Origin of the sequence: Halomonas sp. MMSF_3323 (genome assembly GCF_030733595.1) — a bacterium.
Classification (GTDB): domain Bacteria; phylum Pseudomonadota; class Gammaproteobacteria; order Pseudomonadales; family Halomonadaceae; genus Halomonas; species Halomonas litopenaei.
This window is the reverse complement of record NZ_JASHIT010000004.1, coordinates 89670-108697: the sequence shown is the minus strand read 5'-3', so window position 1 is coordinate 108697 and position 19028 is coordinate 89670. Positions and strand designations below refer to the sequence as shown.

Sequence of the window (19028 nt, the reverse complement as noted above, 5' to 3'; positions counted from 1 at the left end):
GTGACGCTATAATAGCCGTTTTGCTTCGCAGCGCGAAGCCGGGGGCGGATCTGTGCCCTTCAAAGCCCTTACTTCACCAGAGGTTGATTCATCAACATGACCACCGAGACCAGCAACGCGCCGAATTTCATTCGCAATCAGATTCGCGAGGAAATCGAGGCCGGACGGTCACAGAAGATCGTGACGCGATTCCCCCCCGAGCCGAATGGCTTCTTGCACATCGGGCACGCCAAGTCGATCTGTCTCAACTTCGGACTCGCGGAGCAGTTCGGTGGTGACTGCCATCTTCGCTTCGATGACACCAACCCCGCCAAGGAAGAGCAGGCCTACATCGACGCCATCAAGGAAGACGTGCACTGGCTGGGCTTCCAGTGGGCGGGCGACATTCGTTTCGCCTCCGACTACTTCGACCAGCTCTACGCCTGGGCGCAGCATCTGGTGAAGGAAGGCAAGGCCTATGTCGATGATCTGTCTCCGGACGAGATTCGAGAATACCGCGGTACCCTGACCGAAGCCGGTCGCCCCAGTCCCTACCGCGACCGCAGCGCAGAGGAGAACCTCGATCTGCTCGAGCGCATGCGCCAGGGGGAATTTGCCGAAGGCGAAAAGGTGCTGCGCGCGAAGATCGACATGGCTTCGCCCAACATCAACCTGCGCGATCCGATCCTGTATCGCATTCGGCATGCCAGCCACCACCAGACCGGCGACAAGTGGAAGATCTATCCGTCCTACGACTTCACCCATGGGCAGTCTGACGCCATCGAAGGGATTACCCACTCGGTCTGCACCCTGGAGTTCGAGGACCACAGGCCGCTCTACGAATGGTTTCTGGAGCAGCTGCCGGTGCCGGCCAAGCCCCGGCAGATCGAGTTTGCGCGCCTGAATCTGAACTATACCCTGACCTCCAAGCGCAAGCTCAAGCTGCTGGTCGACAACGGCATCGTCGATGGCTGGGATGATCCGCGCATGCCTACCATCTCCGGGATGCGTCGGCGCGGTTATACACCGGCGTCGATTCGCAAGTTCTGCGAGATGATCGGTGTGACCCGGGCCGACGGCGGTCTGGTGGACATCGCCATGCTGACCCATGCCATCCGCTCCGACCTCGAGGACAATGCACCTCGTGCCATGTGCGTGCTGAAGCCGCTCAAGGTGGTATTGACCAATGTCGACGCCGACCACGAAGAGGTCTACGAGGTGGCGGGACACCCGGCCCGTGACGACATGCCGGTGCGCCGTATCCCCTTTACCCGAGAGCTGTGGATCGACCGCGACGATTTCATGGAAGAGCCGCCGAAGAAGTTCTTCCGTCTGGCCCCGGGCAAGGAAGTTCGCCTGCGCAACAGCTACGTGATCCGTTGCGACGAGGTGATCAAGGACGAGGCGGGCGAGATCCAGGAGCTGCGCTGCAGTGTGGACTTCGACACCCTGGGCAAGAACCCGGAAGGGCGCAAGGTGAAAGGGGTCATCCACTGGGTCAGTGCCAGCCACGGGGTGCCGATCGAGGTGCGGCTCTACGACAATCTGTTCCTGGTCGAGCAGCCGGACAAGGACAAGGACGCCGATTTCCTCGAGCACCTGAACCCCGAGTCGCTGGTGACCGTCCAGGGTGTCGGCGAGCCGAGCCTGGCCGATGCCGGTAGCGAGGATCGCTACCAGTTTGAGCGTGTCGGCTACTTCTGTGCCGACCGCTACGCCAGCCGCCCCGATCACCTGGTGTTCAATCGCACGGTCGGTCTCAAGGACACCTGGGCCAAGATGCAGAAGAAGGGCTGACATGCAGATCTACAACACGCTGAGCCGCACCAAGGAAGAGTTCACGCCCATCGAGCCGGGCAAGGTACGCATGTACGTCTGTGGCATGACGGTGTATGACTTCTGCCACCTGGGACATGCCCGGGTCATGGTCGCCTTCGATGTCATCAGCCGCTATCTGCGCCATCGTGGCTATGACGTCACCTACGTGCGCAACATCACCGATATCGACGACAAGATCCTGCGTCGCGCCGAAGAGAACGGCGAGAGCATCGGTGAACTGACCGAGCGCATGATCGACGCCATGCACGAGGATGAAGGTCGGCTGTTTGTCCAGCGTCCGGACCAGGAGCCCAGGGCCACCGGTCACGTCGCCGAGATCATCGCCATGATCGAGGTGCTGATCGACAAGGGCTTTGCCTACGCGCCGGGTAACGGCGATGTCTACTATCGCGTGCGCAAGTTCGAAGGCTACGGCAAGCTCAATAATCGTAACCTCGACGATATGCGCTCCGGCGCCCGCGTCGAGGTCGACGAGCACAAGGAAGATCCGCTGGACTTCGTGCTGTGGAAGGGCGCCAAGCCGGGGGAGGCCAGCTGGGCCTCTCCCTGGGGCGAGGGGCGTCCGGGTTGGCATATCGAATGTTCGGCAATGTCCACCTGCTGCCTGGGCAACACCTTCGACATCCACGGTGGAGGTCCGGACCTGACCTTCCCGCACCACGAGAACGAGATCGCCCAGAGCGAGGCGGCCACAGGCGAGCGGTACGTCAATACCTGGATGCACGCCGGAGCGGTGCGGGTCGACAGCGAAAAGATGTCGAAGTCCCTGGGCAACTTCTTCACCATTCGCGAGGTGCTGGAGCACCACGATCCAGAGGTGGTGCGGTATCTGCTGGTGGCAAGCCACTATCGCAGTGCCATCAACTACGCCCCGGAGGCGCTTGGCGAGGCACGCAAGTCACTCGAGCGCTTCTACACCGCGCTTGATGGCGTCGCGCTGCCGGCGGAAATCGAAGTAGGGCCGGGCGACTACGCCGCCCGCTTCAGCGCCGCCATGGACGACGACTTCAACACGCCGGAGGCCCTGTCGGTGCTGTTCGAACTGGTACGCGAGCTCAATCGTGCGCGCAAGGAAGGCAGCGATGACGTTCCTGCCCTGGCGCTCGAGCTCAAGCGTCTGGGCGGTATCCTGGGCTTGTTGACCCAGGAGCCGGCCGCCTTTCTCAAGGGTGGTTCGGTAGCGCTGTCCGAAGACGAGATCGATGCGCGTATCGCGGCGCGGGCGGAGGCCAAGAAGGCCAGGCAGTTCGCCGAAGCGGACCGCATCCGCGACGAGCTCGCCGCCCTGGGGATCGTGCTCAAGGACTCCCGCGAAGGTACCACCTGGGTGGTCGACAAGGGCTGAGCTCAGCCCGTAGTCGCCTGTCGCTTGTGCACCGCACGGGGCGGCAGGGGGACCTGTCGGGGCCAGTCGTCGCCGACCACGAAGATGCGCCGTCCGCATGCCGCGGGCGGCGCATTTTTCATGTCCGGGGTGGCAGGCTCATCGGCATCCTGGCCAAGGACCCATGAGCCATCCAGCGGCGGGTCCAGTGCCTCTCGCTCGAAGCGCAGGGGGGCCTCGGTCAGCATCACCTGTACCGGTGTCGCATAGGTGGCGAAATGTGCCGCCAGCGCCCGTGTCAGGTCGTCACGGCTGCTCCAGTGTCGCGGTTGTGGCGGGGCCAGCCAATGGGGTTTCGCCAGGCAGGTACCGAAGCGCATGTTCTCGAATTGTCGGCACAGGGCCGACCAGTCGCGCCAGTGACACCAGAGCCCCTGTAGCGCCGAATCCGGCACGCCGCGGGGTAGCGCCATGGGACAGTGCCAGGGTTGAAACAACACCCCGGGCATCGCCAGGTGGGCCTCGATTCCGTGTTGCAGTGACGCCAGGGGAGCCCCTTTGATCGTGTTGGCGGGGCCGTCATTCAGGCCCAGACGCAAAAGCTCTCGGGCGCGCTGGCTCTGCAGCAGGGGCAGTTGATGATGCAACAGATGGCTGACCTTCAGCGCCAGGCTGTCCAGCCCCCCGGGGCCTATCCAGCGACAGGTATCGCTCGAGTCCCCCGGACCGCAGGGGAGGCCGAGAAAGAACTTGATCGCCACTTCCAGGTGTTGAAGGCGCCCATCGGCGTTGCGGTAGAGCAGGTCCAGTTCGCCCAGGGTCCGCTTTTCTTCTCGAATAGGCACATTGTGAGCCAGCAACTCGGTAGCCGGTGCCGTAGAGAGCAAAAATTGCCAAAGAAACTCGTGATATTGTCCAAGCCGGGTGGTGGCGGTGCGTCCCACCATCGCCTCCAGTGCGCTCGGGTCGGCGTCGATGGCCGCCAGATAGGCGTGTCGGTGCTCCGGCTCGCTCAGCCCGAGCTGGGTCAGACTCGGACGCCCGGGCCAGTCGGTGTCGATCAGGTCGGGAGCCGTCATCAGCCATGCCAGATCACGCACCATGGGATGGTTGGGTACTGCGCCGAGCTGGACGGCGGTGGTTGCGCCTTGGCATGAGGTCATGATGGACTCACGTTGGTGAAACGTTCAGCAGGCTTGGCCTTGCCTCCTTATACTCAGCATACACACACAAGGAATTGGGTGAGATATATGAAACGTCCCCTGGTGTTAGCCGTGATGGTCGCCTCTGCCCTGGCGGGGCAGGTTCAAGCACAGGACCCGCTGGTGGTGTCCTCCAAGATCGATACCGAGGGCTCCGTGCTGGGTCAGATGATCCTGCAGCGCCTGGAAGCGGCAGGGCTCGAGGTCGAGGATCGGCTTCAGCTTGGCGGCACCAGCATCGTGCGCGAGGCCTTGATCAACGGCGAGATCGATATCTATCCGGAATACACGGGCAACGGTGCCTTCTTCCACGACATGACCGACAGCCCGGTGTGGCATGACGCGGACAAGGCCTATGAAACGGTGAAGAGCAAGGACGCCGAGCAGGGGCTGGTATGGCTCGAGCCGGCCTCGGCCAATAATACCTACGCCATCAGCGTGCGCGGAGACGTCGCCCGTGACAACGGGCTCGAGACCCTCGAGGACATGGCTGACTTCATCAACCAGGGGGGCGAATACAAGCTCGCGGCCAGTACCGATTTCGTCGAGTCCGCCTTTGCCTTGCCGGCGTTCGAGGAGGCTTACGGCTTTTCTCTGGACGATGATGACCTGCTGGTACTCTCCGGAGGCAACACCGCCGCGACCATGCGCGCCGCGGCCCAGCAGACCAGCGGCGTGAATTCTGCGATGACCTACGGCACCGATGGTGGCCTGCAGGCGCTGGACCTTACCGTGATGACCGACACCAAGGGTGTTCAGCCGGTCTATCAGCCGGCTCCCGTCGTGCGCAAGGAGGTGCTCGAGGCTCACCCCGAGATCGAAGAGGCTCTGGCGCCGGTGTTCCAGTCGCTGGATCTGGAGACCCTGCAGCGTCTCAACGGTGACGTGGCGGTGAACGGTCTGGACCCGGCGAAGGTGGCCGCCGACTACCTGTCGACTCTCGAGGACTGAGCCATCGGTCTCTTGAGTGCAGTGAACGGTGAGCGCGGCAATACGGTATTGCTGACTCTGATGCTGGTGGGGCTCGGTGCCTGGTGGGCCTTGCCTGTGGTCAGCGTCGCACCGAATCGTATTGTGCCCGGCGAGGCTCTCTACGCCTGGGAGGTGGCCGGGCCCGCCATGGCGCTGCTGGCCAGCCTGCCCATGGGCCTTGCGGCATTGTCGGCGCGTAGCGCTGACCCCGGCTGGCGCTCGCTTGGGCTGGTGCTGCTGGCGCTGGCAGGCCTGCCGCTGTGGCTGGTGTTGGCGGTGCACCAGCTCATCGATCCTGAGCTGCCCCAGGCGCGGCTCGGGATCGGTTCAGGCATCTGGTGTGCGCTGTTTGTGCTGATGTTGGCGCTTTTGGACCTGCGGACTCGACAGCGGCTGTCGACCGGGGTGTCCTGGCTCTTGATGCTGACTCCGCTGGCGCTGCTCGCCGTCTGCCTGCCGCTGGGGCTGAATCGTCTGGCGTTGTGGCAGGAGTACCAGGGCCGTGCCGATGACTTCTGGCTGGCCATCGGCGAGCACCTGCTGCTGGTCACTACCACCGTCGGCGTCAGTCTGGTCCTCGGCGCCGGCATCGCGCTGCTGATGCGGCGCTATCCCGAAGTGCAACGGGGCGCCTTCGCGGTACTCAATTTCCTGCAGACGATCCCCAGTCTGGCCTTGTTCGGCTTGTTGCTCGGACCGCTGGCGTGGCTTGCCAATCGCTACCCCTGGGTCGATTCGCTCGGCATCAGCGGCATCGGTTGGGCGCCGGCGCTACTGGCCCTGGTGGCCTACAGCCTGTTGCCGATGGTCAGAAACACCTTTGTTGCCCTGGAGGGCGTTTCCCCCGGTGTGATCGAGGCGGCGCGCGGCATGGGCATGAGTCGGTTGCAGATCTTCTTTCAGGTGCGCCTGCCACTGGCGGTGCCGGTACTGCTGGAAGGGGTGCGCATCACCACGGTGCAGGCCATTGGCCTGACCGCGGTGGCGGCCCTGATCGGCGCCGGTGGGCTCGGGCGTTTCATCTTTCAAGGGCTGGGTCAGGCCGCCATGGATCTGGTGCTGTTGGGGGCCTTGCCCATTCTGGTGATGGCAATACTCGCCGATGCGGTACTCGGCAACCTGTCGAGGCGACTGGGGAGAGGAGAGGCCGCATGATCGAATTGATCAATATCAGCAAGCGTTTCGGGTCGACCACTGCGGTGGACAGCATTTCGCTGAAGGTGGAGAGCGGGGAGTTCTGCTGCCTGGTGGGGACCTCCGGCTGCGGCAAGTCCACTACCCTGAGGATGATCAACCGGCTGATCGAACACAGCGATGGCGAGATCCATATCGACCAGCAGCCCATTCGCAGCTTCAGGGAAGAGACCCTGAGGCGCCGGATCGGTTACGCCATCCAGAGCACCGGTCTGTTCCCCCACTGGACCGTGGCGCGCAACATCGGCCTGGTGCCGCGACTGCTCAAGTGGCCAAAGGCCAGGATCGACGCACGGGTCGAGGAGCTGATGGCCTTGCTGGGGCTGTCGATGGACGAATTTGCCAGCAAGTACCCCGACCAGTTGTCCGGGGGGCAGGCGCAGCGGGTCGGGGTCGCCCGCGCCCTGGCGGCGGACCCGGATATCCTCCTGATGGACGAGCCGTTTGGCGCCCTGGACCCGATCACCCGCGAGAGCCTGCAACTGGAGCTGCGTGATCTTCAGGCGCGGCTGGGCAAGACCATCGTATTCGTGACCCACGACATGGACGAGGCCCTGACCCTGGCTGACCGGCTGGTGGTGATGCACGAAGGGCAGATCATGCAGCAGGGGCATCCATTGAGCGTGCTGAGAGACCCCGCCAACGATTTCGTCGCCTCGTTGCTGGGGGGCGAGGATCGCGGCCTCAAGGAGGCAGCGCTACTGCCGGTCAGCGAGCGGATGATGCCTCTGGGCACCGGTGGCGTGGCGCGCGAGCGGATCGACCAGGGCGCCTCGCTCAGGGAGGCGCTGTCGGTGATGCTATGGCGCCGGGTCGAGCGCCTGGCGGTGGTCGATGACGATGATATTCCGATCGGCGAACTGAGCTTTCGTCGGCTGGTGGGAGCCCGGGGCCATGACTGAGCACTGGGCCAGCCGCTGGCGGGTTCCTGTCATCTGGGGGCTGTTGCTGCTGGCGGGTTGTCTGTTGATGGGGCAGCTGGAAGCGCTGTTTCGCTGGGTCGAGCCCGATAGCCGTGACGTGATCTTCTCGCGGGTGGACTTTCTGGTGTTGTTGGGACGCCATCTGCTGGTGGTCAGCGTTGCCGCCGTGCTGGCTACCTTGATCGGGGTGGGCGGCGCCATCGCCGTCACCCGTCCGGGAGGACGCGATTTTCTGCCGCTGGTCGCCCAGGTGGCATCGCTGGGACAGACGTTTCCTCCGGTGGCGGTACTGGCGCTGGCGGTGCCGGTGCTGGGTTTCGGCACCCTGCCCATCGTGGTGGCATTGCTGCTCTATGGTCTGCTGCCCATCGTGCGTAACACTCTCGCCGGGATCGAGGGTATCGATCCCTCGGTGCGGGAGGCCGCCCGTGGCATGGGCATGACCAGTGGCCAGATCCTGAGCCAGGTGGAATTGCCGCTGGCGGCACCGGTGATCCTGGCCGGTATTCGCACCTCGGTGACGATCAACATCGCCACCGCCGCCCTGGGTGCTACCGTTGGTTCAAGCAACCTTGGGGACCCGATCATCTCCGGTATCGTCAATGGCAACACCGCCTACATCGTCCAGGGCGCAGTGCTGATTGCACTGCTGGCGCTGACGGTGGACAGCGTGTTCGCGCGCCTGGCTCCTGCTCGCCGGGCCTGATGGCGTCGTCCGGGTCCGAACACCGAGACCTGGTCCGCTTTCCCTTTCCTGATCTCCGTATCCGCGAAGCCCCCGTGCAGAGAGGGGGGCTTCGTGGTGGCCTGCGTCTCTCACCAGCCAGCCTCCCCGTCACGGTGGCCCGGTTCGGGCGTCCCATGGTGCTCGCCGCAAAGCGGTCCATCGAGGCAATTCGAGACGAATTTTCGACCAAAGTCGCGGCTAGGCAGGCGTCTCAGTTTACGTTAACGTCAAGCCAGTGCGTTGGTCCCGCCACGGGCAATCCCCTGGCAAGGGGCGGGAATAAAGACAACACTGCCCTCAAAAGGGGCAAAGGAACAGCACGATGACGACGACCGCACAGACCCACCGCCCGGACTTTCTGTCCGGCGACGAATACAGCATTCCCACCTATGCGGTGCTATCCCAGGACGGCACCCTCCATGACGGCGCCGAAGGGCCGGATCTCGAGCGCGACAAGGCGCTGAGAATCTACCACGCCATGGTGGCCACCCGGGTGCTGGACGAGCGCATGATGGCGGCGCAGCGTCAGGGACGCCTGAGCTTCTACATGCAGTGCACCGGCGAGGAAGCGGCGGTCATCGGCAGCGCCGCCGCCCTGGACGACGCCGACATGATCATGGCTCAGTACCGAGAGCAGGGCGCCTTGGCCTATCGCGGCTTCAGCTTCGACGAGTTCATGAACCAGTTGTTCGGCAATGAACTGGACTACGGCAAGGGCCGGCAGATGCCGATCCACTATGGGTCGCGCAAGCTGCACTACATGACCATTTCATCACCGCTGGCGACTCAGATTCCCCAGGCCACGGGCTATGCCTATGGCCAGAAGCTGGCGGGAGAGGGCCTCTGCACCATCGTCTATTTTGGTGAGGGCGCTGCCTCCGAGGGCGATTTCCACGCGGCGCTCAATATGGCGGCGGTACACGAAGCGCCGGTGATCTTCTTCTGTCGCAACAATGGCTACGCCATTTCCACGCCGTCGGTGGAGCAGTTCGCCGCGGATGGCGTGGCGCCCAGGGCGCTGGGATATCGCATGCACGTGATCCGCGTCGACGGCAACGACGTGCTGGCGGTCTACCGGGCCACCGAAAAGGCACGACGTCTGGCGGTGGAGGAGAACAAGCCCGTACTGATCGAGGCCATGACCTACCGTCTGGCGGCCCACAGCTCTTCCGATGACCCCTCGGGCTATCGTTCGCGCAAGGAAGAGGACGCCTGGCGGGCCAAGGACCCGATCCGGCGCATGCAGCTGTGGCTCGAGGCCCAGGGCTGGTGGAGCGAAGACGAGGAAAAGGCGTTGCAGGACGAACTGCGTCGCGAGGTGCTGGAAACCATGAAACGGGCCGAAAAGCGCCCACCTCCGGCGATCGATACCATGGTCACCGACGTCTATGCCGACGTGACGCCTGCGCTGCAGCATCAGCTCGATGCTCTCAAGCAGCATGTTCGTCGCTACCCGGAGGCCTATCCGCGTGGGGCCAGGTCGCTGGACCCGGCGTTGAGCCATCGCGATGCCGACCAGGGAGGGGACTGAGATGCCGACCATCAATATGCTGCAGGCCATCAACCAGGCGCTGGACATCGCCATGGCCGAAGACGACAAGGTGCTGTGCTTCGGTGAGGACGTCGGGGGCTTCGGTGGCGTCTTCCGTGCGACCAGTCACCTTCAGGAAAAGTACGGCAAGGCGCGCTGCTTCAACACGCCATTGGTGGAGCAGGGCATCATCGGCTTCGCCAATGGGCTGGCGGCCCAGGGATCGGTGCCGGTGGCGGAGATCCAGTTCGCCGACTACATCTTTCCGGCCTTCGACCAGATCGTCAACGAGACCGCCAAGTTTCGCTACCGCTCCGGCGATCTGTTCAACGTCGGCGGGTTGACCATCCGCGCGCCCTACGGCGGTGGTATCTCCGGTGGCCTCTATCACTCCCAGTCGCCCGAGGCCTATTTCGCCCACACCCCGGGTCTCAAGATCGTGGTGCCGCGCAATCCCTACGAGGCCAAGGGCCTGTTGCTGGCCGCCATTCGTGACCCAGATCCCGTGCTGTTCTTCGAGCCGAAGCGCCTCTATCGCGCCTCCACCGGCGAGGTCCCGGAAGAGGATTACCAGCTGCCGCTGGGAGAAGCCGAGGTGACCAAGGAAGGAGCCGATATCACGCTGCTGGGCTGGGGGGCTCAGATGGAGGTGATCGATCGGGCGGTGGAGATGGCAGAAAAGGACGGGGTGTCCTGCGAAGTGATCGATCTGCGCAGCATCCTGCCCTGGGACGAGGATACCGTCGCCGAGTCGGTACTGAAGACAGGCCGCCTGGTCATCACCCACGAGGCGCCCCGCACAGGGGGCTTCGCCGGAGAGATCGCCGCTGCCATTCAGGAGCGCTGCTTTCTATACCTGGAGTCGCCGATCCAACGGGTGACCGGCATCGATACACCTTTTCCGCTGACGCTGGAGAAGGAGTATCTGCCCGACCATCTGAAGATCTACGAGGCCATCAAGACCTCACTCCACTACTGAGACGGCGCCGGGAGCCAAGACATGACAGAGTTCAAGCTGCCTGACATCGGCGAGGGCATCGTCGAGTGTGAGGTGATGGAATGGAAGATTGCCGAGGGTGATACCATCGCCGAAGACCAGCCTGTGGTCGAGGTGATGACGGACAAGGCGCTGGTGGAAATCACCGCCCCGGAAGCCGGCGTCGTTACCAGGCTGCACGTGGCCAAGGGTGAAATGGCGCGAGTCCATGCGCCCTTGTTTGCCTATCGTGGCGAGCATCAGGGCGGCGATGGGCAGGGCGGAGAGGCCCAGGCAGAAAGCGAAGACAACACGCCGGTGCAGGCGGAGAGCGCCGCAGAGGCGCCTGTCCAGGAGCCGGCAGAGCCAGTAGAACCGCCGTCGAGCTCCAGCGAAAAGGGCGGTGCGGGGCGACGGGTAGACTTTATTCTGCCTGATATCGGTGAGGGCATCGTCGAGTGCGAGATCGTCGAATGGCACGTGGCCCAGGGTGACGAGATCAGCGAAGACCAGCGACTGGTCGATGTCATGACCGACAAGGCCATGGTCGAGATCACTGCGCCGGAGGACGGGGTCGTCGCCGAGCTGTATGTGGCCAAGGGCGAGATGGCCAAGGTCCATGCGCCGCTGTTTGCCTATCAGGTGGCGGGTGCCGCCGCTGGTGAAGCGCCGGCGGTCGAGGAGGCGTCGCCCCCGACCCCGACCCCAAAGAGTGACTCTCCCGTGCACAAGGCTGCGTCCGAGGGGGGCAAGGGCCCCTACGGCCGCATCCCGGCGAGCCCGGCGGTACGTCGACTGATCCGAGAACACCAACTGCGACTCGAGGACATTCCCGGCAGCGGTCGCCAGGGCCGCGTGTTGAAGGAAGACGTGCTGAACTTTCTCGATGGCGCTCGACACAGCGGTGCCGCTTCCGCGGCCGATTCCGGGTCCGATTCCGGGGCCGAGTCAGCAGGGGCGGGCTCTCCCGCCGGCACCGATGCAACAGCCCGCGACGAAGGAGAGGTGCGAGTGGAACCGCTGCGCGGGGTCCGGGCGGCCATGGCGCGCCAGATGGTGGCGGCAGCCAGCAGCGTGCCGCACTTCCAGTACGGTGAAGAGATCGACGTCACCGACCTGCTGGCCTTGCGCGGCCGGCTCAAGCCCCAGGCCGAAGCCAGGGACGTCAAGCTCACCCTGATGCCGTTTTTCATCAAGGCGCTGGCGCTGGCGATCGATGAACATCCCCTGGTCAATGCGCGTCTCAATGACGAGGCCACCGAAATCCACTATCCGCCCCACTGCAACGTGGGCATGGCGGTGGACGGCAAGGCCGGCTTGATGGTGCCCAATATCAAGGGCTGTGAGCGCCTGAGCCTGCTTGAGATCGCCGCCGAGGTGCAGCGCCTGACCGAGGCCGCGCGCGAAGGGCGGGTGGCTGCCAGCGACCTCAAGGGAGGCACGATCAGTATTTCCAACATCGGTGCCCTCGGCGGGACCTATGCCGCCCCCATCATCAATATCCCCGAGTCGGCGATCGTGGCCATCGGCAAGACCCAGTGGCTGCCACGCTTCGACGAGGCAGGGCAGGTCGTGCGTCGGGGCATCATGACGGTGACCTGGGCCGGTGATCATCGCTTGCTGGATGGCGGCACCATCGCGCGTTTCTGCAATGCCTGGAAAGGCTACCTCGAGGACCCTGAAAGCATGCTGCTTCACCTGTCCTGAACGATTGTGACGGCGTGCGCCCGAGGCGCCGCCGTGGCATCGTGTATCGGTGGAGGATACCGCCATGCCCCAGGCCCCGTTGCAGCAGTTCTACATCCCGGAAGATCAGTCGATCTACCTGCTCAGCCAGGACGACGCGCGCAAGCTCAAGGAGTGGGTCGCGCTGTGTCGTACCCAGCTCGAGCAGCTGGGCTATCGGCGCATCGAGCTGGTCGGCAAGGGCGCCTACGGTTTCGTGTTTGCCGGGGTCAGTCCCGACCAGCGCCATCACGTCTTCAAGTTCAGCCGGGTCACGTTGCCGCAGCACCTGCAGGATCGCCTCGAGGAAGAGGCCTTCATGCTCGAGCAGGTGGTGCATCCCCGTGTGCCGGCGCTGGTCGCCTATCAACGCGTGCGCCACCAGGCGATTCTGGTGATGGAGCGGGCCCCGGGGCTCAATCTGGAAGAGGTATCGCTGCGTCAGGGTCGGCTGTCACCACGGCTGGTGGTGCGTATCGCCACCCAACTGGCCGATATCCTGCGTGAGCTGAGGCGTGAAACCACCCCCGCCGGCGCCCCGAGAAAGCCGGTGGTCCATGGCGACATCAAACCGTCGAATCTGGTGTTTGACGCCCGCGACGAAACGGTGGCGCTGATCGACTGGGGGTCGTCGGTATTTGCACAGCTCGACGCACGGCTGCAGTTCGTCACCGCCAACGTGATGGAGCTGATGTCCGACAATCTGCAGCAGACCAATGCCAGGCTCGGGGACGTCTATTTCATCGGCGAGGACCAGCTTGGGGGCGCGCTGTCATCACCGCGCTTCGACGAGCAGGGTGTCGCCGGGACCCTCTACGCGCTGGCCTCGGCGCAGTCCTGCCGTTTTGGACATCGCGCCATCCCCGCCACCTCGCTGGGTCTGCCGATGGAGTTTGCCAGGACCCTGGACGGGATGCTCGATCCCGACCCCGAGGTGCGGTTGAGGGCCGGCGACCACTTCATTACCGAAATGCCGCGCCTGGGACGGTTGGTGATGCTCGATCTGCCGCGGCCCCAGGAAGTGGCACAGGTGCCGGTGTGGAGCCGCGCGCTGAGTCGCGAGATCGATACCGTGGTGTACAGCTCGCGCAAGGCATTTCTGAGGGAAGAGGGCGTGGAGGAGACGCTCAATGACGTCAACGATGTTCAGCTGGATCGCTACTATCGCAACTTCATGCAGGGCATGGGGGAGACCGAAAAGGCCTTTCTGGCCGCCGTCAGCCGGCTGGGCAAGTACCCGGTGGTCGGGGGGCTGGCGGTGCGCTGGGAGGCCGATGGCGTCTATATCGACTCGTCATTGAATCTGCACGATGCAGGGCTCAAGCGAGCCTTCGTGGCGGCGGTCAACAACATGGTGACCCTGGCGCGGGCGATCCATCGGCGGGGCATCTTCAAGAGCTGCCTGTTCAATGCCCGCGATACCCTGCACCTGGAGCGTACCAGTCCGGATCACCCCTTCGTGGTCGATCCGTCGCTGAAACTGTCCTATGAGGTCAGCGCGGTGCCGGAACTGGAGGATCGCTCCCGTCTGCACAGCTATTTTGAGGACGGTCCCGACCCTGAGGAATTGCTGGTCCTGCCGGAGGCGATCATCACCTCGTTGCAGGCGCTCAATGATATCCACCACACCGGCATGATCATCTTCGAGGTGCTGCCGTCGCATCTCAAGATTCACCACCACTATCGGCTGCTCGACCCTTCAAGGGAGCAGGAATTCCATGACTGTCTCGAGGACATCGTCGATGCGGTGAAGCTGATCGAGGGACTAGGTATCTCAGGCTTCATGAAGATGCCTTACAAGGACACGCGGTTCTTTCCCCACGTGGCACGCCAGCCGGAACGCTACTATCCTCGCGATCCCAGAGCGGCGCTGGCAAGAGCGATGTCCGAGCAGCCGGTCGGGGGGGAGTCAGAAGCGCTGCGAGAAGGTCTGCACCAGGCGCAGCGCTAGACAGCCGTTCGACGCGCTCTCGCTGTTGACCCTCCCCGCGCGCTGTTCCCCTTTCGATGATGGCGGGAGGGGGCGGCGAGTCGTCAGGCGCCGAGCCCGCTTTCGCGCAGCAGTTGATCGATGGAGCGCTCCGCACGCTGGCTGCCGGCGCCCTCGTGGGCCAGCTCGGCTTCGAGGATTTCGGCGCCTTCGCTGACCAGACGTTCGATCAGTGCAGCCTTCGACAGTCCGGTCTTTTCGGCCAGGAAATCCAGGCGTGCCTCCAGGTCCCGCGAGAATCTGAGTAGATGGGGCATGGTATTCCTCCGGTGGCAACGCGTACGGCTATCAGATTTATGAAAAGTCTAGGTGTTACGGGTGACAGTCCGGTGACAATCCCGGGCCCTGTCTAGACGGTGCCCGCGCCCATCGAGGTTCAGGACCAGGCACGGTGCACTTTCAAGTGTGCAGCTATCCGTCTGGCGCTGTCGCTCTCCCTTGGGGAGTAGCTCACTGCGCGCCGAGGCGGGAGTGTGGCCCTTCTTTGAGCGCAGGTGAGCGCAGGCCAACTGCCTTGCTCAAGCGTAAGCGCCGTCATGGTGACTCAATCCAGGCCGCGCCGGGCCATCACTTCGGTGATGATCGGTACCGGCGTCATCAGATGGTCACGCATCATGCGCCGGGCCTTGCCGGCGTCCCGACTCAATACCGCCTCGGTCAGTGCCGCATGTTCGTCACGCTTGACCGCCAGGGCCTCGCTGGAAAACACCGTCTCGCGAAGCCACAGGTGACGGTAGCGCTCGACCTGGTCGAACAGGGTGTCGCGCACCTGCATCAGATGAGGCGAGTTGCAACCGGCCACGATGGCACTGTGGTAGGCCTTGTGGCGACTGTCCCAGATATCGAGCAGCTCCTCGGAGGAGCTGACGCTTTCGACCTTGGCCAGGGTGTGCGCGGTAGCGATGATATCGGCTTCCCAGCGATCGTCACCGCGTTGGATGGCCAACTCCAGCATCAGCCCCTCGAGCTGGGCGCGGGCATCGTACAGATCCTCGAGCTCCGCCAGCGACATGGGGGCCACCCGATAACCGCGTTGACTGATGGCTACCACCAGGCGGTCGGCAACCAGCTGGGACAGGGCTTCGCGCAGCGGCCCCACGCCCAGGTCGTAGCGTTCTTTCAGCCTTGCCATCAACAGCTTTTCGCCCGGGGCGAAGACACCACGAATGATGTCCTGCTTGAGCCAGCGGTAAGCGCTGATGGCGAGGTTCTGCTTGGGTGAGTCTTCCATCTCGTGGCCCGTCCATGTATCACCGGGCCATCTTACCGCAATGCCGACAATGTCGATATTCTCCTAAGGCATCGGTCGGCACCCAGTTGTGTCGATGGCAGCAGGTGCGGCTTTCCTATCTACGGCACCGATGGCTCGAGGCGGGCCCTTTGACCCGCAAGAGCGACGCGGCTCCAGCCTCGCCTGGTGGTTGTCGGGCAGCTACCGGGCCGGGCATCGTCCGGCGAGGCGAGTCTGGTGGATCAGTCCCGGGTACGTCGAAGCTCCGTCCAGGCGGCATAGGTACTCAGGAACACGCGGCCGGTCAATTCATCGAGAAAGTCGGAATGCTTCAGCCGGTCCATCACCGGCCCCTTGACCTCGGCCAGGTGAAGGGTGACGCGAGAGTCCTTCAGACGGGCGTTGATCGCGTCCAGGCTTTCCAGCGCCGAGGCGTCGATCAGATTCACCGCAGAGCAGATAAGTACCACGTCGCTCAGCTCGGGGCGCTGGGCCACCAGGGTATAGAGGGTGTCCTCGAGGTAGCGGGCGTTGGCAAAATAGAGGCTTTCGTCGACCCGGAACAGGGCGAGATGGCTGACGGTCTCGACCTGATGCCGGGTGATCGAGCGGAAGTGCTCGCTGCCAGGGATGCGACCGACGATGGCGCTGTGGGGGCGACTGGTACGGTACAGGAAAAGCGCAATCGAGAGACCTACCCCGGCGATGATGCCGGCTTCGACGCCCTCCACCAGCGTCAGCAGCATGGTCACCGCCAGGGCCGAGAAGTCGCTGCGGGAGTAGCGCCAGGTCTGGCGAATCAGCGGGATATCCACCAGCGTCAGTATGGCCACGGTGATGGTGGCGGCGAGGGTGGCGATCGGAAGATGTTCCAGCAGGGGAGTGAGCGCCAGTGTCACCACGCCGATACCGATGGCGGCAAACAGACCGGCCATGGGGGTGCGTGCACCAGACTGCTGATTGATCACGGTGCGTGACAGTCCACCGGTGACCGGCATGCCGGCGGTGACAGCAGCGGCCAGGTTGGCGCCGCCGAGTCCGATCAACTCCTGATTGGGGGAGACGCGCTCGCGGCGCTTTGCTGCCAGCATCTGGGCCATCGAGATGGACTCGACAAAGCCCACCACACTGATCAACAGCGCCGGCACCAGCAGCGCGTGCCACAGGCCCAGCTCGAATGCCGGCAGACCGAAGGCTGGCAGGCCGGCGGGGATCTGCCCCACGGTCGCAACCCCCCTGGAGGCAAGATCCCATCGCCAGCTGATCAGCGTGGTGACGACCACCGCCGCCACGGGACCTGCGCGTACCAGCATGCTGGCAGGCCCTCTGGGCAGGCCCAGTGCCGTCAGAGCGTGTTGACCATAGCGGCGGGTCGCCCACAGGAAAAGCAGGGTCGAGGCGCTCATCGCCAGGGTCATCAGGTTGGTCTGGTCGAGGTGGGATAGCTGGCTGTAGATCAGTGCCAGGGCGGTATAGCCACCGGCCTCGATGCCCAGCAGGTGAGATAGCTGACTGATGGCGATCAGCAGTCCCGAGGCTGAGAGAAAGCCACCGATGACCGGGTGGCTGAGAAAGTTGGCGAAAAAGCCCAGGCGCAGCATGCCCATGGCGGTCAGCATCAGTCCCGACAGCAGTGCCAGCACCAGCGCCGCCTCGACGTACGCGGCGCTACCGGGAGTGGCCACCTTGGTCAGAGCGGCGCCAGTCATCAGAGCGATGATCGCCACCGGGCCCACCGCCAGCGACCGGCTGGTGCCCAGCATGGCGTAGACCACCGCCGGTAGCAGACTGGCATAGAGTCCGACCACGGCAGGCAGACCCGCCAGAATGGCGTAGGCCAGCGATTGGGGGATCACCATGACGGTGACGATGATACCCGCCAGCAGATCGCCCCCCAGCAGGCGCGGCGTATAGTGTGGCAACCAGGCAAGAATCGGGAGGTAACGCTTGATCATGGAAATACCGACGTCCTAGTCAGGGTATTGGGGGGCCTGGCGCAGGCGCTTGCCGAGAAACCTCTAGCCTAGCCGAAAGCGCTGAGCGAGTAGAGTCTTGTCAGCGCAGGCTCCTGGTACGCTGCATGAAACTCAGGTCCAGATGACGTTTCAGACGGCTGGCCAGGCGTCCGCCCCACCAGGCGTTCCCGTAGAGCGCCAGGGCTTCGCCGTGGCCGAGATTGACGATGGACAAGGCCCGCGCAGGCGGGCGGTAAGAGGTCAGTGACGCCTGCGGGTCCAGCGATGCGATCAGGTTCTGGGCCAGTACGGGGCCCTGACGAACCCCGTGGACGCCCAGCCGTGGCAAGGGATGGTCGATCAGTGCAGCACAGTCCCCGCTGGCAAAGACGCCGTCGGTCCCCTGGACCTTCAGCGACGGGTCGATGGCTATGCCGCGACCATCGATCGTCGGCAGGCCGAACTTCTCGAGTCCTCGCGGAGGACCCAGCCCAGTGGCGTCGACGATGTCGGACGCCGGCAGATGTCGGTCATGGTGGCTGTCGACGACAAGGATTCCGCGACGCTCCAGGGCTGCCAACAGGTAGCGTCGGGCTCGCGCGGGCGCTTCTGGCAAGGGGCCCGAGCCGCGATGTCGCAGGCGAATGGTCAGAGCACCAGCGGCGAGCTGGTGGCGGCGGCCGAGCGCTTCGATGGCGCAGGCGATCTCGACCCCGCTGGCGCCGGCACCGAGAATCTCGACGCTCACCGACTGTCGGCACTGAAACCGACGCTCGAGGCTGCGCCGCAGCCGCACCAGGTGGGGGATGGGCTTGATCTGCCAGTGTGTCTGCTTGTCGCCTGGTAGCGAGGCTGCGCTATCGCTGCTGGCTTCATCATCGCTCGACCGCAACACAGGAGCAGAGCCCAGATTCAGCCCCAGTCGATCAAACGCCAGAGCGGTCCCGTTGGACAGCAGCGCCTGGCGCGCGTCGGTGTTCAGCCCACAAAGACGCGCCCTGACCAGTGCAACCCCTCGCCCATGACAGAGCGTCGCAGGATCGATCCTGTCGGTCGCAGGTGAATGGTCGCCGGCCAGCACGCCGCTGGCCAGGCCCGAATACCAGAAGGCGCCGGGGTCGACCAGGGTGACATCGAAGCGCGACAGCAAGGAGCTCTGGTGCAGCAGATGCAGATGGGCGTGGCCTGCCCCGATCAGCAGCAGCCGTGGCTTGCTGCCGATAGCGGTAGGGCGGGATCGCGCGGTGGTCGAGGACATGGGCGGCTGTGATCCTGAAAGCGAGTAGCGATCATCCCGGCTGACATGCGCGAGGTCAAAGACGGTGCGCGCTGGACCTATCCCTATCTTCAGTCCATCGCTACCTCCAAAGGGAGCGCGAGGGGAACATCGGTGACTTCTAGGCTTCATCTACGGGGCGAGACAGCACTTGATCGAACGTCGCCAGCAGACGCTCCCGTGG

15 protein-coding genes and 1 pseudogene are annotated in these 19028 nt (G+C 64.1%); 11 read left to right on the top strand and 5 right to left on the bottom strand.

Annotated features, from left to right (window positions below; genetic code table 11):
• Positions 1-96 precede the first annotated feature (96 nt).
• Both RBB39_RS03040 and cysS read left to right on the top strand, forming a co-directional pair.
• Entirely contained in the window at positions 97-1776 is a 1680-nt protein-coding gene (locus RBB39_RS03040) for a glutamine--tRNA ligase/YqeY domain fusion protein (protein WP_108449400.1), read from the top strand.
• A 1-nt stretch (position 1777) separates the two neighbouring features.
• The gene (gene cysS, locus RBB39_RS03035) at positions 1778-3163 is read left to right on the top strand and encodes a cysteine--tRNA ligase (RefSeq protein WP_306168776.1); all 1386 of its coding nucleotides are present in this window, start codon (positions 1778-1780) and stop codon (positions 3161-3163) included.
• A gap of 2 nt (positions 3164-3165) precedes the next feature.
• Here the strand turns inward: cysS and RBB39_RS03030 are convergent, their stop codons facing one another.
• Positions 3166-4305 (bottom strand): DUF1853 family protein, encoded by a 1140-nt coding sequence (locus RBB39_RS03030; RefSeq protein WP_306168775.1) that lies wholly within the window; start codon positions 4303-4305, stop codon positions 3166-3168.
• An 87-nt stretch (positions 4306-4392) separates the two neighbouring features.
• Between RBB39_RS03030 and RBB39_RS03025 the strand changes: the two genes are divergently transcribed.
• The 9 genes and pseudogenes from RBB39_RS03025 to RBB39_RS02990 all read left to right on the top strand — a co-directional run bounded on the left by RBB39_RS03025 (position 4393) and on the right by RBB39_RS02990 (position 14343).
• Complete coding sequence (locus tag RBB39_RS03025) at positions 4393-5295, top strand: ABC transporter substrate-binding protein (RefSeq protein WP_045993742.1); 903 nt, start codon at positions 4393-4395, stop codon at positions 5293-5295.
• 21 nt (positions 5296-5316) lie between these two features.
• On the top strand, positions 5317-6471 hold the full coding sequence (locus tag RBB39_RS03020) for an ABC transporter permease (RefSeq protein ID WP_342586445.1): 1155 nt from the start codon (positions 5317-5319) through the stop codon (positions 6469-6471).
• Positions 6468-7412, top strand: a complete 945-nt coding sequence (locus RBB39_RS03015; RefSeq protein WP_253551499.1) for an ABC transporter ATP-binding protein — start codon at positions 6468-6470, stop codon at positions 7410-7412. The genes RBB39_RS03020 and RBB39_RS03015 overlap by 4 nt, the downstream gene beginning before the upstream one ends.
• On the top strand, positions 7405-8139 hold the full coding sequence (locus RBB39_RS03010; protein ID WP_306168774.1) for an ABC transporter permease: 735 nt from the start codon (positions 7405-7407) through the stop codon (positions 8137-8139). The genes RBB39_RS03015 and RBB39_RS03010 overlap by 8 nt, the downstream gene beginning before the upstream one ends.
• Positions 8140-8482: 343 nt before the next feature.
• Positions 8483-9691: a thiamine pyrophosphate-dependent dehydrogenase E1 component subunit alpha gene (locus tag RBB39_RS03005; RefSeq protein ID WP_045993738.1), complete on the top strand. Its 1209-nt coding sequence runs from the start codon at positions 8483-8485 to the stop codon at positions 9689-9691.
• A gap of 1 nt (position 9692) precedes the next feature.
• A complete protein-coding gene (locus RBB39_RS03000) occupies positions 9693-10670 on the top strand; it encodes an alpha-ketoacid dehydrogenase subunit beta (RefSeq protein ID WP_045993737.1) in 978 nt (325 codons plus the stop codon).
• Positions 10671-10691: 21 nt separating this feature from the next.
• Positions 10692-10898: pseudogene (locus RBB39_RS22725) on the top strand (biotin/lipoyl-containing protein); the annotation flags it as partial.
• A 195-nt stretch (positions 10899-11093) separates the two neighbouring features.
• On the top strand, positions 11094-12374 hold the full coding sequence (locus RBB39_RS02995; protein ID WP_371931856.1) for a 2-oxo acid dehydrogenase subunit E2: 1281 nt from the start codon (positions 11094-11096) through the stop codon (positions 12372-12374).
• Between the two features lie 64 nt (positions 12375-12438).
• Positions 12439-14343 carry a protein kinase gene (locus RBB39_RS02990; RefSeq protein WP_108449395.1) on the top strand — a complete coding sequence of 635 codons (1905 nt, stop codon included), beginning with the start codon at positions 12439-12441 and terminating at the stop codon, positions 14341-14343.
• Positions 14344-14426: 83 nt separating this feature from the next.
• On the opposite strand, the gene RBB39_RS02985 is transcribed toward RBB39_RS02990, so the two are convergent.
• The 4 genes from RBB39_RS02985 to RBB39_RS02970 all read right to left on the bottom strand — a co-directional run bounded on the left by RBB39_RS02985 (position 14427) and on the right by RBB39_RS02970 (position 18826).
• The gene (locus RBB39_RS02985; RefSeq protein ID WP_108449394.1) at positions 14427-14639 is read right to left on the bottom strand and encodes a ribbon-helix-helix protein, CopG family; all 213 of its coding nucleotides are present in this window, start codon (positions 14637-14639) and stop codon (positions 14427-14429) included.
• Between the two features lie 287 nt (positions 14640-14926).
• Positions 14927-15613, bottom strand: coding sequence for a DNA-binding transcriptional regulator CsiR (gene csiR / locus RBB39_RS02980; RefSeq protein WP_108449393.1), 687 nt, complete (start codon positions 15611-15613; stop codon positions 14927-14929).
• A gap of 242 nt (positions 15614-15855) precedes the next feature.
• Positions 15856-17568 carry a SulP family inorganic anion transporter gene (locus tag RBB39_RS02975; protein WP_306168772.1) on the bottom strand — a complete coding sequence of 571 codons (1713 nt, stop codon included), beginning with the start codon at positions 17566-17568 and terminating at the stop codon, positions 15856-15858.
• A gap of 100 nt (positions 17569-17668) precedes the next feature.
• On the bottom strand, positions 17669-18826 hold the full coding sequence (locus tag RBB39_RS02970; protein WP_306168771.1) for an NAD(P)/FAD-dependent oxidoreductase: 1158 nt from the start codon (positions 18824-18826) through the stop codon (positions 17669-17671).
• Positions 18827-19028: the final 202 nt, after the last annotated feature.

What these genes read in the sequence shown, in the direction of transcription:
- RBB39_RS03040 (WP_108449400.1), top strand. Translation starts at nt 97, where the DNA reads ATGACCACCGAGACCAGCAACGCGCCGAATTTCATTCGCAATCAGATT.
- cysS (WP_306168776.1), top strand. Translation starts at nt 1,778, where the DNA reads ATGCAGATCTACAACACGCTGAGCCGCACCAAGGAAGAGTTCACGCCC.
- RBB39_RS03030 (WP_306168775.1), bottom strand. Translation starts at nt 4,305, where the DNA reads ATGACCTCATGCCAAGGCGCAACCACCGCCGTCCAGCTCGGCGCAGTA.
- RBB39_RS03025 (WP_045993742.1), top strand. Translation starts at nt 4,393, where the DNA reads ATGAAACGTCCCCTGGTGTTAGCCGTGATGGTCGCCTCTGCCCTGGCG.
- RBB39_RS03015 (WP_253551499.1), top strand. Translation starts at nt 6,468, where the DNA reads ATGATCGAATTGATCAATATCAGCAAGCGTTTCGGGTCGACCACTGCG.
- RBB39_RS03010 (WP_306168774.1), top strand. Translation starts at nt 7,405, where the DNA reads ATGACTGAGCACTGGGCCAGCCGCTGGCGGGTTCCTGTCATCTGGGGG.
- RBB39_RS03005 (WP_045993738.1), top strand. Translation starts at nt 8,483, where the DNA reads ATGACGACGACCGCACAGACCCACCGCCCGGACTTTCTGTCCGGCGAC.
- RBB39_RS03000 (WP_045993737.1), top strand. Translation starts at nt 9,693, where the DNA reads ATGCCGACCATCAATATGCTGCAGGCCATCAACCAGGCGCTGGACATC.
- RBB39_RS02990 (WP_108449395.1), top strand. Translation starts at nt 12,439, where the DNA reads ATGCCCCAGGCCCCGTTGCAGCAGTTCTACATCCCGGAAGATCAGTCG.
- RBB39_RS02985 (WP_108449394.1), bottom strand. Translation starts at nt 14,639, where the DNA reads ATGCCCCATCTACTCAGATTCTCGCGGGACCTGGAGGCACGCCTGGAT.
- csiR (WP_108449393.1), bottom strand. Translation starts at nt 15,613, where the DNA reads ATGGAAGACTCACCCAAGCAGAACCTCGCCATCAGCGCTTACCGCTGG.
- RBB39_RS02975 (WP_306168772.1), bottom strand. Translation starts at nt 17,568, where the DNA reads ATGATCAAGCGTTACCTCCCGATTCTTGCCTGGTTGCCACACTATACG.
- RBB39_RS02970 (WP_306168771.1), bottom strand. Translation starts at nt 18,826, where the DNA reads ATGTCCTCGACCACCGCGCGATCCCGCCCTACCGCTATCGGCAGCAAG.